The sequence below is a fragment of the Xylophilus sp. GW821-FHT01B05 genome (assembly GCA_038961845.1).
Taxonomy (GTDB): Bacteria; Pseudomonadota; Gammaproteobacteria; order Burkholderiales; family Burkholderiaceae_C; genus Xylophilus.
In genome coordinates, this window is record CP152408.1 from 1,647,875 (window position 1) to 1,663,458 (window position 15,584).

The window sequence follows — 15,584 nt, forward strand, 5'->3', positions numbered from 1 at the left end:
CAAGAAAAATCCCATGCAGTTCCTTACTTCCGTGATTCTGGCCGCGTTTGTCGGCTACGTCGGTGCCTGGTACTTTGGCGCTATCGAGGGCAATTTCGCTCTGCTGCTGTTGCTGGCCACGCTGGTGACCGGCGCGTACTGGCTGGGTGAGCGCTTTGCGTTTCTGCCGCGCCGCCGCCGCGCCGCCGCTGCGCTGGAGGCCTCGATGGTGGCGCGCCGCGAAGAGCTGACGCGCCAGGGCATCAAGAAGGTCGATGGCGCCGAGGCCGCCGACCTGGAGCAGGCGCGTGGCCGCATCCTGATGCAGCCCTGGTGGCTGGACTGGACGGCCGGGCTGTTCCCGGTGATCGCCATCGTGTTCCTGCTGCGCTCCTTCTTGTTCGAGCCGTTCAAGATTCCGTCGGGCTCGATGATCCCGACGCTGCTGGTGGGCGACCTGATCCTGGTCAACAAATTCCACTACGGCATCCGCCTGCCGGTGATCAACACCAAGATCACCGAAGGCACGCCGCCGCAGCGTGGCGACGTGATGGTGTTTCGCTATCCGCCGCAGCCCAGCATGGACTACATCAAGCGCGTGGTCGGGGTGCCGGGCGACGAGGTGGCCTACCTGAACAAGCGGCTCACGATCAATGGTCAGCCGGTGGCGACCAGCGCGGCGGGCGAGTTCTTCGAGGAAGACGCGATGCGCTACTTCAAGCAGTTCGAGGAGCAGCTGGGCGAGCACAAGCACCGCATCATCACCGACGCCGACCGCCCGGCCTATGTGCCCGGCGCATCCAACTTTGCCTTCCGCGACAACTGCAGCTATACCGTCGAGGGTGTGACCTGCAAGGTGCCGGCGGGCCAGTATTTCATGATGGGCGACAACCGCGATAACTCGCTGGACTCGCGCTACTGGGGCTTTGTGCCAGACGCCAACATCGTCGGCAAGGCCTTCTTTGTCTGGATGAATTTCAGTAACCTGAAGCGCATCGGCGGCTTCAATTGATGCGCGACCTTTCCTCTTCACTTTTGCGGAGAACCGGCATGCGAACCCTCAGCCTTCAGCGCCAGCGCGGCATCGGCTTTCTTGGTCTGGTCATCGTTGTGGTTGTCGGCCTCTGTGCCGTGCTCATCGGCATGCAGGTCGTGCCCAGCGCGATCGAGTTCCAGGCCATCAGCAAGGCGGCGCAGCGCGCCAGCCGGCAGGGCTCGGTGGCTGAGATCCGCGCCGACTTCGAGCGCGCCGGCGCCATCGACGACATCAGCTCGGTGTCCGGCAAGGACCTGGAGATCACGCGCGTGGGCGATGGCTACCGCGTCTCTTTCGACTACAGCAAGCAATTCCATCTGGTCGGCCCGGCCTACTTGCTGATGCATTACACCGGCAGTTCCAAGTAGCAGACAGAGTGGCAGTTTCCATTTCCGCGGCCCTGGCCGCCTTGCAGGACCGCCTGCAGCACCATTTCTCCGATCCCCAATTGCTGCTGCGTGCCGTCACGCACCGCAGCTATGCCAGCGACCACTACGAGCGGCTGGAATTCCTGGGCGACTCGGTTCTCAACCTGGCGATCTCCGACCTGCTCTACAGCCGGCTGTCCACGCTGGCCGAGGGCGATCTGTCGCGCGTGCGCGCCAACCTGGTCCGGCAAGAGACGCTGCACCGCATCGCGCTGGACCTGCAGTTGCCCGATGTGCTGCGCCTGGGCGAGGGCGAGGCCCGCTCGGGCGGCCCGCGCCGCCCCTCCATCCTGGCCGACGCGCTGGAGGCCATCATCGGCGCGGTCTACCGCGATGCCGGCTTTACCGCCGCTGAAAACCTGGTGCACCGGCTGTTTGCCGACGTCGACATCACACCCCAGATGCAGGCCGCCGACAAGGACCCGAAGACCGAGTTGCAGGAGTGGTTGCAGGGTCGCAAAATGAAGTTGCCTGCCTACCGCGTGGTTGCCACCCTGGGCGCTGCGCACCGCCAGACCTTCGATGTGGAATGCGAGGTCGTCGAACTCGGCCACGCCGAGCGCGGCATCGGCGGATCGCGCCGAGCGGGCGAGCAAGCCGCCGCCGCCGCCATGTTGGCCTACCTGAAAGCGAAAAACTCATGAATGACGCTGCGAAAAAAGTAGCTGAAGGCCCAGGCGATACGCCGGCTTCAACCGAAATTGACCAAAAAATGGCAGCCCCAGGAAATGCGGAAAACGCATCTCTGGACGCCATGCTGGCGGCGGCCAAGCCCGGCGCAGCAAGCGTCGCCAGCGTGGCGCCCGAGGCCCAGCGCTGCGGCGTGATCGCCATCGTCGGCAAGCCCAACGTGGGCAAGTCCACGCTGCTGAACGCGCTGGTGGGGCAGAAGATCAGCATCACCTCGCGCAAGGCGCAGACCACGCGCCACCGCATCACCGGCATCAAGACCCAGGGCGACACGCAGTTCATCTTTGTTGACACGCCCGGCTTCCAGACGCGGCACAACACGGCGCTGAACAAGTCGCTCAACAAGACGGTGATGGGCGCCATCGGCGACGTGGACCTGGTGCTGTTTGTGGTCGAGGCCGGCAGCTTCACGCTGGGCGACGCCAAGGTGCTGTCCCTGCTCAAGCCCGGCATCCCGGTGCTGCTGGTGGCCAACAAGCTCGACATGGTGCATCGCCGCGCAGAGATCGCGCCCTGGCTCAAGAGCATGCAAGAGCGCCATCCGTTCACCGAATTTGTGCCCATGTCGGCCAAGAGCAAGGGCGACATCGAGCGCCTGTTCGGCATCTGCTCCAAGTACCTGCCGCAGCAGGCCTGGTGGTATGCCGAGGACGAGCTGACCGACCGCAGCGAGAAGTTCCTGGCCAGCGAAACCGTGCGCGAGAAGCTGTTCCGCTTCACCGGCGACGAGCTGCCCTACACCTCGACCGTCGTCATCGACAAGTTCGAGGAAGAGGCCAGCAAGAGCCACAAACGCATGCTGCGCATCGCCGCCACCATCGTGGTCGAGCGCGACAACCACAAGGCCATGGTGATCGGCGACAAGGGCGAACGCCTCAAGCGCATCGGCACCGAAACCCGCCAGGAGCTGGAGAAGCTCATGGACTGCAAGGTGTTTCTGGAGCTGTGGGTCAAGGTGCGTTCTGGCTGGGCCGATGACGAAGCCCGCGTACGCAGTTTTGGCTACGAGTGATCTCGTCTTTCGCCTGACATGGCCGCTGCCCGTCGTATCTCGGACGAGCCCGCGTTCATCCTCCACCACTACAACTGGAGCGAGTCGAGCCTGATCCTCGACACCTTCAGCCGCACGCATGGCCGGGTGACGCTGGTGGCCAAGGGGGCGAAGAAGCCCAGCTCCAACTTTCGCCCGGTGCTGCTGCCGCTGCAGCCGCTGCGCCTGACCTGGACGCCCGCGGCCGGGGAGGGCGCCGAGATCCACACCCTGAAGGGCGCCGAATGGGCCGGCGGCCACGTCATGCCGAGCGGCGATGCGCTGCTGTCGGGCTACTACCTCAACGAGCTGCTGATCCGCCTGCTGGCGCGCGACGATGCGCACCCGGCGCTGTTCGACGCCTACGGCATGGTGGTGCGGGTGCTGGCCTCCGAGCACGGCGAGGCGCTGCAGCCGGTGCTACGCGCCTTCGAGCTGCTGCTGCTGCGCGAGATCGGCCTGCTGCCGGCGCTGAGCCTGCAGACCGCCACCCAGGCACCGCTGACCGCCGCCGCGCGCTACGCGCTCACGCCCGAAGGCGGCCTGGGCGAGGCCGGCCCGGACGAGCGCGCCGCGCTCACTGGCGCGCAGTGGCAGGCGCTGCAGCGCGGGCTGGACGATGCACAAACCTTCACTGCCACGCTGCGTGCCGCTGCGCCCGCAGCGGCAGAGCTCAAGCCCCAACTGCGCCAACTGCTGCACTACCATTGCGGCGTCGCCACGCTGCGCACGCGGCAGATGATGGTGGACCTGCAAGGCATGGTATGACCCCCAGGCTGCGCGCTTCGCGTCTCCGCCAACCCCCCTCAAGGGGGCACATCCAGCGGCCCGGCGGAGCCGGTTCCGCGGATGTCTGCGCTTGGCCTGCTCCGCGGCCTTCTGATTTTGGATTTCGTGCGCAGCACAATGGACAACTGCTATGAACACCCGCACCCCGCGCACCCAGCTCTCTGCCAACATCAACCTGGTGGCCTATGTGCGCAACCGGCGTGACGTGGGCCTGCCTGGCGTCACCCGCGCTGCCGAGCTGTGCCTGCAGGCCGGCGCCCAGGGCATCACCATCCATCCGCGGCCGGACGAGCGCCATATCCGCGCGCACGACGTGGGCGATCTGGCTGCGCTGCTCAAGGACTGGCCGCAGGCCGAGTTCAACATCGAAGGCAACCCGTTCCACAACCTGATGGATTTCATCCGCACGGTGCGCCCGCACCAGGCCACCTTCGTGCCCGACAGCATGGACCAGCCCACCAGCGACCACGGCTGGAGCTTTCCCGACGACGCCGTGCGCCTGCGCCCGCTGGTCGATGAATGCCATGCGCTGGGCGTGCGCGTCAGCCTGTTCATGGACCCGGTGCCGGCCGCCATGGCTGCCGCCAAAGCCATCGGCGCCGACCGGGTCGAGCTGTACACCGAAAGCTACGCCCGCGCCTGGGGCACGCCGCAGCAGGCCGCCGTGCTGGCGCAGTTTGCCGATGCCGCCCGCGCCGCGCAGGACGCCGGCCTGGGCCTGAACGCAGGTCATGACCTGAACCGCAATAACCTGGCCGACTTTTTGCGCGCCGTGCCGGGTGTGCAAGAGGTCTCGATCGGCCATGCGCTGATATCCGATGCGATGGAGTTGGGCTATGCGGCGGCGGTGCGTGATTACCAGCGGTGCATCGATGAAGCGTTTGCGTGATATGCGGCCGCCGCCGGGCCGCCCCAAGGCGAGCCGCGCCTCCCCCTTGGGGGGGGGCGAATTACACGTAGTGAAAAGCCAGGGGGCCAACGCCAAGCCGCCGCCGGGCCGCCCCAAGGCGAGCCGCGCCTCCCCCTTGGGGGGTGGCGAAGCACACGTAGTGGCAAGCCGGGGGGCCAAATGATTTATGGCATCGGCACGGATATCTGCGATATCCGCCGTATTCGCCGTAGCTTCGAGCGCCACGGCGAGCGCTTTGCCGAGCGCATCCTGGGCCCGCAGGAAATGGCCACCTGGCGCGCCCGCAGCGCGCGCTGGCCGGACCGTGGCCTGCGCTACCTGGCTACGCGCTTCTCGGCCAAGGAATCTTTCAGCAAGGCGATTGGCTTGGGCATGGTGTCGCCCATGTCCTGGAGCCTATGCGAGATCGTCAACCAGCCCAGCGGCAAGCCGGCCATCGTGCTGCACGGCGCGCTGAAGGAATGGTTCGAGGCGCGCCACCTCCACGCCCACGTCACCGTCACCGACGAAACCGATTACGCCGCCACCTTTGTGGTGGTTGAACAAACGCCCCCTGCACCATGACCGAACACGCTCCCCTCATCATCGACATCGCCGGCACCGCGCTCACCGCCGCCGACCGCCGCCGCCTGGCCCACCCGCTGGTCGGTGGCGTGATCCTGTTTGCGCGCAACTGGGAAGACCGCGCGCAGTTGCTGGCGCTCACCGCCAGCATCAAGGCCGTGCGTGACGACCTGCTGATCGCCGTCGACCACGAAGGCGGCCGCGTGCAGCGCTTTCGCACCGACGGCTTCACGCATCTGCCGCCGATGCGCGCGCTGGGCGAGCTGTGGATGCGCGACGCCATGGCCGCTACCAATGCCGCCACGGCCACGGGCTATGTGCTGGCGGCCGAGCTGCGCGCCTGCGGCGTGGACTTCAGCTTCACCCCGGTGCTCGATTTGGACTATGGCGAAAGCGGTGTGATCGGCGACCGCGCCTTCCACCGCGACCCGCGCGTAGCCGCGCTGCTGGCCAAGAGCCTGGTGCACGGCCTGCTGCGCGCCGGCATGTCCAGCTGCGGCAAGCACTTTCCGGGGCATGGCTTTGTCAAGGCAGATTCGCATACCGAGGTGCCGGTAGACCGCCGCAGCCTGAAGGCCATCCTGGCCGACGACGCCGCGCCCTACGACTGGCTGTCCACCAGCCTGGCCAGCGTGATGCCGGCGCATGTCATCTACCCCAAGGTCGACGCCCGGCCGGCCGGCTTCTCTGAAAAATGGCTGCAAGACATCCTGCGCGGCCGCCTGGGCTTTTTGGGCGCCATCTTCAGCGACGACCTGAGCATGGAAGGCGCACGCCGCATCGACGGTGCGCTGGTGAGCTACGCCGACGCCGCGCTGGCGGCACTGCAGGCCGGCTGCGATCTGGTTTTGCTGTGCAACCAGAGCCTGGGCGATGGCCAGGCAGTGGACGAGCTGATCGACGGCCTGGCGCAAGCCCAGCGGGCCGGCCGCTGGCAGCCCGATGCCCGCTCAGAATCGCGCCGCCTGGCCCTGCTGCCTGAGACCGTGCCGCAAGGCTGGGACGAGCTGATGTACGACCCGGCCTACCAGCAGGCGCTGGCGCTGCTGCCTTGATGCAATATTGATAGCATAAAGCCCAGGTGTAGTAAGGGCTAAAGCCATATTTAGCCAAAATTCTTCTGGGCGAGCCCCCCAACCAAGAACACGGCGGAACCGGCTTTTCCGGGCCGCCGGTGTTGCCCCCGGAGGGGATGGCGAAGGCACGAAGTGCGTCGCCTGGGGGGAGCCTAATGTTGTCGCTGCTCCAGCGTGTCCATCTGCATCTCAAAGCTGAAGAAGCGATTGCGTCCCTGCGCCTTGGCAGCGTAGAGCGCTTCGTCGGCCCGCATCACCATGGCCTCGGCGCTGGTGCCGGCACCGGGCACGCAGGTGGTGATGCCGCCTGACAGGGTTACCAGCCCGCCAAGGGAGGAGTCCGGGTGCGGCAGCGCGCCACGGCGCAGCACCTCGGCCAGGGCGCGGGCAAAGGTCATGGCGCCCGAGCGTGGCGTGTTGGGCAGGATCAGCGCAAATTCTTCGCCGCCATAGCGTGCCGCCACGTCGCGCGGCCGGGCACAGACCTCGTTCAGCAGTCGGCTGATCTGCTGCAGGCAGACATCGCCCTGCACATGGCCCAGGCGGTCGTTGTAGGCCTTGAAGTAGTCCAGGTCGCACAGCATCAAGGTCAGCGGCGTGCCTTCGCGGCAGCCGGCGGCGATCTCCTGGTGCAGCACGCGGTCGAAACCGCGGCGGTTGAGCAGGCCGGTGAGGGCGTCGTGCTCGGCCATCTGGTTGAGTTGGCGGTTGGCCGTGTGCAGTTCTTCCGACAGCGTGGTGAGGCGCCGGCGCATGTCCACCAGCCGCCGCATCGCATGCAGCTTGGCGCGCAGCACGATGGGCTTGACCGGCTTGGTGAGGTAGTCGTCGCCACCGGCTTCTATGCCGCGCCAGAGGTCGAGGTCGCTGTCGCGCGCTGACAGAAAGATGATGGGCGTCCAGCCGCCGCCGTTCTCGGTGCCGCGCATTTGCTGCGCAACCCAGTAGCCGTCCTGCTCGGGCAGCACCACGTCCAGCAGCACCAGATCGGGCCGGTGCGCTCGGAACAGCGCCAGCGCCTCGTCGCCGCGGCCGGCCTCCAGCACCTGGCCGACGCCTGCCTGCTGCAGTTCCTTGACCAGCAGCCTGCGCGTGGTTTCGTGGTCTTCCACCACCAGCACGGAAAAGGTGCTGGCCTGCGCGGGGGCGGACGCGGCGGGATCAAGCGCGATGACGGGCGAAGAGCACATGGCGTATCCGCCGCATGGACGGCGAGCAGGGTGGGGTGGAGCGGGCCCGGCGATTGTCTGTGCGCCTTTCCCGCCGCGCAACGCCATTCTGCCGAGCGGGGTCAGCGCTGCTCGGGCCTGCCCTCGTGCTCGCCGTGCCCGCGGTTGTCCTCATGCCGCGGCGCTGCCGCGCGGGGCGGCTGCGCCGCGTGCGGCGGAGGCGGGGCAGCGTGGTGCTGCGGAGGTGGTGGCGCGGGCCGCGGGTGCGGCGCCGCCACGGGTATTGGTGCCGGATGGGGGCGGGGTGGGGCGGCAGCCTCGGGGCGCTGCTGCATGTGCGGCGGTGCGGCAGGCGGCACATGCTGAGGCGTGGCCGCCTGCGGTGGGCGCCCCGGGGGCTGCGGCCGTTCGGGCGGGCGGGCCGCGGGCGCCGCCTGCGGCGATGTGGTGGGGCCATGCTCGGCGGCCAGTACCGGGGGGCGGGGCCGTTCTGGCGGTCGCGTGGCTTGCGGGGCAAAGGGGGCCACGGCTGCATGTGGCGGCCGCTCGGGCTGAGCACCAGCGAAGGGCGGCGAGCCACGCCCCGGTGCCTCGGCGAGCCTGGGGGGCGGCGCACCTTGCGGTGCCGGCGCGGGGTTGTGCGCTGGCATCTGCACCGGCATTTGCGCCTGCGCTGCGGGCGCGGCCTCGCCGGGGCGCGCCATGGCGGCGGCCAGGTGGGCCGACGCCGGCACATCGGCCCGGAAGGCGCGGCCAGCGCTGGTGGCACCCGCCGGGGCAATGATGGTCACGTGGTTGTTGACGATGTTCTGCGTGATGTTGCGGTTGTTGATCGTCGTCGTGGTCTGGTTGATCTGCGTCATGCGGTTGTGCACATTGCCCTCGATGCGCATGCCGGTGGCGATGACCGGCGGCGCGCCCAGCACCACGGCGGGCGGCGTGCCCAGCGGCGCAGACACGATGTAGCCCGGCCGCGAGCCCGGTGGCGGCGGCACGAAGATGCCCTGCGGGCCCAGCGGCAGCAGGCCTTGCATGCCGATTCCGCCGACATTGACCTGCAGGTTCAGTGTGGGTGGCGGCGGCCGGAAGGCATAGCGCGGCGGTGCCCAGAAGCCGTTGACGAAGATCACCCGGTTGTCCCGGTGTTCGTAATAGGGCTGGACCCAGGCGTACTCTGGCCGCGGCGGCCGGGACCAGCGTGCCGGCACCCAGACCCAGTCGTTCTGCCAGGCCCAATAGCCGCCGATCCAGTAGGCATCAGGCGAGGGCTGGGGCGGTGGCACCTCGACCCGCATCGGCGGCGGCGCCCAGGCCACGACCACGGGGGGCGGCTGCTCCAGCGCCGGCTCGGCATAGCTGGCGGCGGGGGGCGCGACATAGGCCGGTGCCGGGGTTGGCGCTGCGCTATAGGCAGGTGCTGGCGCGGCGTAGGCCGGCCGGGGGGCGGGGGGCGCCGCTGCGGGCGCCTGGACTACGGCGGGGGCCGGCGCCGGTGCCATGGCTGCGGGCGGGGCCTGTACGGGCTCGGCAGGGGGCGCGGGAGCGTTGCAGGCGGTGATCGCCAGGGCGACCAGTGCCAGTCCGGCTGCACCCGTATAGGGGGCAAGGGCAGCGGCGGGGGTGGTTTTTTGCATGGAGAGCCTCCGGGTTGCGGGCGCTCCTTCGGGTGTCGTCGGGCGCTTCCATGGTCAACGCCCGGCCCGGGTGGCTCGCTGACGGATGATGCCGCCAGGGCCGGTGACAACTGCAACGGCTGGTATCGCGGGCGCTGCGCCCCATACGGGTTTGCAATCGAAGTGAGAACAAGGCGCGAAGCCGCAGACAGTGCTGCAGCACGGCAAGGCGAAGCAACGCCGTTATCGCTTTGATTGCGAAGCCGTACTAGCCCTCGCGGCGCAGGGCCGGGAACAGGATCACATCGCGGATGCTGGGCGAATCGGTCAGCAGCATCATCAGCCGGTCGATGCCGATGCCGCAGCCGCCAGTGGGCGGCATGCCGTATTCCAGCGCACGCACAAAGTCGTGGTCGTAGAACATGGCTTCGTCGTCGCCGCTGTCCTTGGCCGCGACCTGGGCGTTGAAGCGCGCGGCCTGGTCCTCGGCGTCATTCAACTCGCTGAAGCCGTTGCCGAACTCGCGGCCGGTGATGTAGAGCTCGAAGCGCTCGGTGACTTCGGGGCGCTCGTCGTTGGCGCGTGCCAGTGGGCTGATCTCGGTCGGGTGCTCCATGATGAAGGTCGGCTGCCAGAGCTTTTCTTCCACCGTCTCTTCAAAGTACAGCACCTGCAGGCTGGCCAGGCTGCGGCCGGCCAGGCGGTGCTTTTCTTCGGTCAGGCCAAGCTTCTTCACGGCGTTGGTGAGCCAGGTGGCGTCATCGACATTGGCGCCAGCCTCGGTGTACTTGACGATGGCTTCACGGATGGTCAGGCGCTCGAAGGGCTGCGACAGGTCCACCGGCTTGCCGCCGTAGCTGAGCTGCTGGCTGCCCGTGGCCTTCTCGGCCATGTTGCGGATCAGCGTCTCGGTGAAGTCCATCAGGTCGCGGTAGTTCCAGTAGGCCGCGTAGAACTCCATCATCGTGAATTCCGGGTTGTGCCGCACCGAGATGCCTTCGTTGCGGTAGCTGCGGTTGATCTCGAACACGCGCTCGAAGCCGCCGACGATCAGGCGCTTCAGGTAGAGCTCGGGCGCAATGCGCAGGAACATCTCCTGGTCCAGCGCGTTGTGGTGCGTCTTGAAGGGCTTGGCGTTGGCGCCGCCCGGGATCGGGTGCAGCATGGGCGTTTCGACTTCCAGGAAGTCGTTGGCCACCATGAATTCGCGCAGCGCACTCACGGCCTTGCTGCGCGCCGTGAAGCGCTTGCGTGCGTCTTCGTCGGTGATCAGGTCGACATAGCGCTGGCGGTACTTCTGCTCCTGGTCGGCCATGCCGTGGAACTTGTCGGGCAGCGGGCGCAGGCTCTTGGTGAGCAGGCGCAGCCTGGTGACCTTGATCGACAACTCGCCGGTCTTGGTCTTCATCAGCGTGCCTTCGGCACCGACGATGTCGCCCAGGTCCCAGCGCTTGAAGTCGGCGTAGAGCTCTTCGCCAAGCGCATCGCGCGTGACGTAGAGCTGGATGCGGCTGGTCGCGTCCTGCACGGTCGCGAAGCTGGCCTTGCCCATCACGCGCTTCAACATCATGCGGCCGGCCACGCTGACCGGGACGGCCTGCGCTTCCAGCGCTTCGGCATCGGTATCGCCATGTGCGGCCTGCAAGGCGGTGGCGCGGTCAGCCGGCTTGAAGTCGTTGGGGAAGGCCACGCCGGCGCCCCCGGCCTGGGCGGCACGCAGCGCCTTGAGTTTCTCGCGGCGCTCGGCGATCAACTGGTTCTCGTCGGTGGCGGGCGCGGCAGGGGCGGTGGCGGGGCGGTTCTGTTCGGACATGGAAGGTGTGAAGGGCAGGCGCCCGGATGCGGGCGTAACCCGCTATTTTAGTTTTGTGGCGAGGGCCACAAAGTTAAGGCGTGATACCGGCGCGCGCGAGCATGTCGCCGACCAGTTCCAGGCGCACCACGGGGTTGTCCAGCGCCATCATGCGCTGGCGCAATTCCAGTGGCATCGGCAGCAGCTCGCACCAGCGGTTGGCGACCCAGCCGCAGTCGTCCAGCCGCCAAGGTGGCGCCAGCGGCAGTGGTGGGGCTTCGGGAGGGTGCGGGCGCTGTTCCAGGGTGCCGATCAACTGGCGCAGCGCGTCGGCCACCGGCAGCAAATCCTCGGGCACCGGTACGGCGAGGTCGCCCGGCATCTGGAGCACGTCGGCCACCCACAGGCCATGGCGCAGTTGCTCTTGCCGTTGTACCTGGAAGCGCTGGGTGCCGGTGCAGCGCACCAGCAGCAGGCCCGGTTGCGGGCTTTCCATGGTGTCGATGGTGGCCAGCGTGCCCACGTGGTGAAAGGCCTCGGCCCCTGCGCCGGCGCGGCGCACCTCGCTGCCTTCGGTGAGCGCCACCACGCCGAACGGAGCGCCGGCATGGTGGCAACGGCGGATCATGTCCAGGTAGCGCACCTCGAAGATGCGCAGCGGCAACAGGCCGCCGGGGAAAAGAACGCTTCCCAAAGGGAACAATGGCAGTGAGGTGAGGCTCAGTTGGTGCGGCATCGGCAGCTATCATCCCACGCCTGATCCACCCCTGTCCGGCGCCTGTCCATGCTCTATCAAATCGTCTCGTTTCTGCTGGAGATCGCGGTGGCCTTTATCGGTGGCGCCTGCCTGCTGCGGCTGCATATGCAGGCCCAGCGCGTGCCCTTCGGCAACCCGGTGGGCCGGCTGGTGTTTGCGGTCACGGACTGGATCGTGATGCCGCTGCGGCGCATAGTGAAGCCGCTGGGGCGCTGGGATGTGTCCAGCCTGCTGGCCGCCTACCTGCTGGCGCTGGCCAAGACCGCGGCGCTGTGGGCACTGCTGGGTGCGGTCACCCCGGCCGTCTACCTGCCGGTGATTGCGCTCTTCGTGCTGGCGCAACTGGCGGTGTCGATGTTCACCGCGCTCTTCATCATCTACGCCGTGATGTCCTGGGTGCAGCCGCACTCGCCACTGCGCCCCATCGTCGACCGCCTGTGCGAACCCCTGCTGGCCCCGCTACGCCGACACCTCCCAGCCATAGCCGGCTTCGACTTCTCGCCCTTGGTGGCGCTGGTGCTGCTGCAGATTCTGGCGATGGTGTTGGGTGGGTTGCAGGGCGAGGTGCTGCGGCTGCTGTAGTGACAGAGGGGCCGGACGGGCCTGCGAAGCGAGCGCGGCCGGGGGGCTCCGAGGCCGGCGCCGGGCCGCTCCCAAGCCGGCCTGCCTCCCCCCTGGGGGGTGGCGAATTACATGGAGCGAAGCGGAATGAAAAGCCGGGGGGCTCCCACTCCAGTCACTCCACCGCGTCAGCCGGCTGCCGTTGCAGCATGGCCAGCGAACTGGCCACGGTCTTGCGCAGTTGGCGGCGGTCGCAGATGAAGTCGACGGCGCCCTTGGTCTGCAGGAATTCGGCGCGCTGGAAGCCCTCGGGCAGGGTTACGCGCACGGTGGATTCGATCACGCGCGGGCCGGCAAAGCCGATCAGCGCCTTGGGCTCGGCGATGACGATGTCGCCCACGAAGGCAAAGCCGGCCGAGACGCCGCCCATGGTCGGGTCGGTCAGCACGCTGATGTAGGGCAGGCCCTTCTTGGCCAGGCGCGTGAGCGCGGCATTGGTCTTGGCCATCTGCATCAGCGACAGCAGGCCTTCCTGCATGCGCGCACCACCGGTGGCGGTAAAGCAGATGAAGGGCACCTTTTGCTCGACGGCGGTCTCGACGCCGCGCACGAAGCGCTCGCCGACCACGCTGCCCATGCTGCCGCCCATGAAGTCGAACTCGAAGCAGGCCGCCACTACGTTGATGCTGTGCACGGCGCCGCCCATGACGATCAGGGCATCGGTCTCGCCGGTGTTTTCCAGGGCCTCTTTCAGGCGCTCTGGGTACTTGCGGCTGTCCTTGAACTTGAGCGCATCGACCGGCAGCACTTCCTGGCCGATCTCGTAGCGGCCTTCAGGGTCCAGGAAGCCGTCCAGGCGCGTGCGCGCACCGATGCGGTGATGGTGGCCACAGCTCGGGCAGACGTTCTGGTTGTGCTCCAGATCGGTCTTGTAGAGCACGGTTTCGCAGCTCGGGCATTTGATCCAGAGCCCTTCGGGCACCTGGCGGCGCTCGGTTGGGTCGGTCTGGGCGATCTTGGCGGGAAGAAGCTTTTCAAGCCAGCTCATGCAGGTTCTCCGGATGTCTGGAAGGTAGAGGGCAGCCGGGGCGCATAGCGCCCCGTAAGCTGTTGATTTTACGCGTCCAGGGCCTGCCGGATGCCGGCCAGGAATTCCCGGGCCGCCGGCACCACGCCATCGCGCGGCTGCTGCTCGATCAACTGGATGATGCGGGTGCCGATCACCACGGCGTCGGCCACGCGGCCCACGGCTTGGGCAGTGGCCGCATCGCGGATGCCAAAACCCACGCCCACGGGGATCTTCACGTGCTGGCGGATCTTCGGCAGCATGGCTTCCACGGCGGCGGTGTCGAGGTGGCCGGCGCCGGTCACGCCCTTGAGCGACACGTAGTAGACATAGCCGCCCGCGACCTCGGCCACCTGGGCCATGCGCTGCTCGGTGCTGGTGGGCGCGAGCAGAAAGATCAGGTCCAGGCCATGGGCCTTGAGCTGGGCGGCAAAGTCGGCGCATTCCTCGGGCGGGTAGTCCACCACCAGCACGCCGTCCACGCCGGCCGCCGCAGCATCACGGACGAAGGCGCCCGCGCCGTGTACGCCGTTGTAGCGCTCCACGGGGTTGGCATAGCCCATCAGCACCACGGGTGTCTGGGTATCTTGGGTACGGAAGGTCTTGACCATTTCCAGCACCTGGCGCGTACCCACGCCCAGCGCCAGCGCGCGTTCGCCGGCTTGCTGGATCACCGGGCCATCGGCCATGGGGTCGGAGAAGGGCACGCCCAGTTCGATCACGTCGGCGCCGGCGGCGACCATGCCGTGCATCAGCTCGGGCGTGATGTCGGCATAGGGGAAGCCGGCGGTGACATAGGGGATCAGGGCCTTGCGGCCCTGGGCCTGCAGTTTCTGGAAGGTAGCAGCGATACGGCTCATGCTCATGCTCCCTTCACCACGTGGCCGCGCATCGAGGGCCGGTCATAGAAGTCCGCGCCCGACAGGTCGGCCACGGTGCCGATGTCCTTGTCGCCCCGGCCCGAGAGGTTGACCAGGATCGACTGGTCCGGCCGCATGGTCTTGGCGAGTTTCATGGCGTGGGCCACGGCGTGGCTGGATTCCAGTGCCGGGATGATGCCCTCGGTGCGGCACAGGTAGTGGAAGGCCGCCAGCGCTTCCTGGTCGGTGATGCCGACGTATTCGGCGCGGCCGATGTCAGCCAGGTAGGCGTGCTCGGGGCCGACGCCGGGGTAGTCCAGGCCGGCGCTGATGCTGTGGGTTTCGGTCACCTGGCCGTCATCGTTCTGCAGCAGGTAGGTGCGGTTGCCATGCAGCACGCCCGGGCTGCCGCGCAGGATGGAGGCCGAGTGCTTGTCGGTATCCAGCCCTTCGCCCGCGGCTTCGACACCGATCAGGCGCGTGTTCTCAAACGGGATGTAGGGATAGAAGATGCCCATGGCATTGCTGCCGCCGCCCACGCAGGCCACCACCGCATCAGGCTGGCCGCCGTTCAGGAACTCGGGCATCTGCACCAGGCATTCGGTGCCGATCACGCTCTGGAAGTCGCGCACCATGGTCGGGTAGGGGTGCGGGCCGGCCACGGTGCCGATGATGTAGAAGGTGTTCTCGACATGGGTGACCCAGTCGCGCATGGCTTCGTTCAGCGCGTCCTTCAGCGTCTTGCTGCCGGACTCCACCGGCACCACTTGGGCACCCAGCAGGTTCATGCGGTAGACGTTGGGGCTCTGGCGCTTGACGTCCTGGCTGCCCATGTAGACCACGCATTCCAGGCCGTAGCGCGCGCAGATGGTGGCCGTGGCCACGCCGTGCTGGCCGGCGCCGGTCTCGGCGATGACGCGCGGCTTGCCCATGCGCCGGGCCAGCATGGCCTGGCCGATCACGTTGTTGATCTTGTGCGCGCCGGTGTGGTTCAGGTCTTCGCGCTTCAGGTAGATCTGCGCGCCGCCCATCTCGCGGCTGGTGCGTGCGGCGTGGTAGACGGGCGAGGGCCGGCCGACGAAGTGGGCCAGCTCATAGCGGAATTCTTCAAGGAACTCCGGGTCGTGCTGGTACCTGGCGTAGGCGTCGCGCAGTTCCTGGATGGCGTGGGTGAGTGTCTCGCTGGCAAAGGTGCCGCCGTAGACGCCGAAGTGGCCGGACGCGTCCGGCTGCTGGTAGGCAAACATGTGTGAATCCCGGTGGA

At 67.7% G+C, this 15,584-nt stretch carries 16 protein-coding genes; 9 read left to right on the top strand and 7 right to left on the bottom strand.

Going from position 1 to position 15,584, the window contains the following annotated elements; translation table 11 throughout:
* The first annotated feature begins 13 nt into the window (after window positions 1-13).
* The 8 genes from lepB (at window position 14) to nagZ (ending at window position 6,481) form a co-directional block, all read left to right on the top strand.
* Complete coding sequence (gene lepB / locus AAFF27_07755; GenBank protein XAH25076.1) at window positions 14-991, top strand: signal peptidase I; 978 nt, start codon at window positions 14-16, stop codon at window positions 989-991.
* Window positions 992-1,029: 38 nt separating this feature from the next.
* Window positions 1,030-1,383 (top strand): DUF4845 domain-containing protein, encoded by a 354-nt coding sequence (locus tag AAFF27_07760; protein ID XAH25077.1) that lies wholly within the window; start codon window positions 1,030-1,032, stop codon window positions 1,381-1,383.
* Between the two features lie 20 nt (window positions 1,384-1,403).
* Window positions 1,404-2,087 carry a ribonuclease III gene (gene rnc / locus AAFF27_07765; protein XAH26184.1) on the top strand — a complete coding sequence of 228 codons (684 nt, stop codon included), beginning with the start codon at window positions 1,404-1,406 and terminating at the stop codon, window positions 2,085-2,087.
* Window positions 2,088-2,197: 110 nt separating this feature from the next.
* Window positions 2,198-3,145 (top strand): GTPase Era, encoded by a 948-nt coding sequence (gene era, locus AAFF27_07770; GenBank protein ID XAH26185.1) that lies wholly within the window; start codon window positions 2,198-2,200, stop codon window positions 3,143-3,145.
* 18 nt (window positions 3,146-3,163) lie between these two features.
* Window positions 3,164-3,931: a DNA repair protein RecO gene (recO, locus tag AAFF27_07775; protein ID XAH25078.1), complete on the top strand. Its 768-nt coding sequence runs from the start codon at window positions 3,164-3,166 to the stop codon at window positions 3,929-3,931.
* A 151-nt stretch (window positions 3,932-4,082) separates the two neighbouring features.
* On the top strand, window positions 4,083-4,841 hold the full coding sequence (locus AAFF27_07780; protein ID XAH25079.1) for a pyridoxine 5'-phosphate synthase: 759 nt from the start codon (window positions 4,083-4,085) through the stop codon (window positions 4,839-4,841).
* Window positions 4,842-5,021: 180 nt separating this feature from the next.
* Window positions 5,022-5,426, top strand: coding sequence for a holo-ACP synthase (gene acpS, locus AAFF27_07785; protein ID XAH25080.1), 405 nt, complete (start codon window positions 5,022-5,024; stop codon window positions 5,424-5,426).
* Complete coding sequence (gene nagZ / locus AAFF27_07790) at window positions 5,423-6,481, top strand: beta-N-acetylhexosaminidase (GenBank protein ID XAH25081.1); 1,059 nt, start codon at window positions 5,423-5,425, stop codon at window positions 6,479-6,481. The genes acpS and nagZ overlap by 4 nt, the downstream gene beginning before the upstream one ends.
* A gap of 173 nt (window positions 6,482-6,654) precedes the next feature.
* Here the strand turns inward: nagZ and AAFF27_07795 are convergent, their stop codons facing one another.
* From AAFF27_07795 to AAFF27_07810, 4 genes are all read right to left on the bottom strand, one after another.
* Window positions 6,655-7,692, bottom strand: a complete 1,038-nt coding sequence (locus AAFF27_07795; GenBank protein XAH25082.1) for a diguanylate cyclase — start codon at window positions 7,690-7,692, stop codon at window positions 6,655-6,657.
* A 101-nt stretch (window positions 7,693-7,793) separates the two neighbouring features.
* On the bottom strand, window positions 7,794-9,305 hold the full coding sequence (locus tag AAFF27_07800) for a hypothetical protein (GenBank protein XAH25083.1): 1,512 nt from the start codon (window positions 9,303-9,305) through the stop codon (window positions 7,794-7,796).
* Window positions 9,306-9,552: 247 nt separating this feature from the next.
* On the bottom strand, window positions 9,553-11,097 hold the full coding sequence (gene lysS / locus AAFF27_07805) for a lysine--tRNA ligase (protein XAH25084.1): 1,545 nt from the start codon (window positions 11,095-11,097) through the stop codon (window positions 9,553-9,555).
* A gap of 73 nt (window positions 11,098-11,170) precedes the next feature.
* Window positions 11,171-11,812: an LON peptidase substrate-binding domain-containing protein gene (locus tag AAFF27_07810; GenBank protein XAH25085.1), complete on the bottom strand. Its 642-nt coding sequence runs from the start codon at window positions 11,810-11,812 to the stop codon at window positions 11,171-11,173.
* A gap of 48 nt (window positions 11,813-11,860) precedes the next feature.
* Here AAFF27_07810 and AAFF27_07815 point away from each other — a divergent pair, with 48 nt between their 5' ends.
* Complete coding sequence (locus AAFF27_07815) at window positions 11,861-12,415, top strand: YggT family protein (protein XAH25086.1); 555 nt, start codon at window positions 11,861-11,863, stop codon at window positions 12,413-12,415.
* A 154-nt stretch (window positions 12,416-12,569) separates the two neighbouring features.
* Here the strand turns inward: AAFF27_07815 and accD are convergent, their stop codons facing one another.
* From accD to trpB, 3 genes are all read right to left on the bottom strand, one after another.
* Window positions 12,570-13,442: an acetyl-CoA carboxylase, carboxyltransferase subunit beta gene (gene accD / locus AAFF27_07820; GenBank protein XAH25087.1), complete on the bottom strand. Its 873-nt coding sequence runs from the start codon at window positions 13,440-13,442 to the stop codon at window positions 12,570-12,572.
* A gap of 68 nt (window positions 13,443-13,510) precedes the next feature.
* Window positions 13,511-14,320: a tryptophan synthase subunit alpha gene (gene trpA, locus AAFF27_07825; GenBank protein XAH25088.1), complete on the bottom strand. Its 810-nt coding sequence runs from the start codon at window positions 14,318-14,320 to the stop codon at window positions 13,511-13,513.
* A gap of 2 nt (window positions 14,321-14,322) precedes the next feature.
* A complete protein-coding gene (gene trpB, locus AAFF27_07830) occupies window positions 14,323-15,567 on the bottom strand; it encodes a tryptophan synthase subunit beta (protein XAH25089.1) in 1,245 nt (414 codons plus the stop codon).
* Window positions 15,568-15,584: the final 17 nt, after the last annotated feature.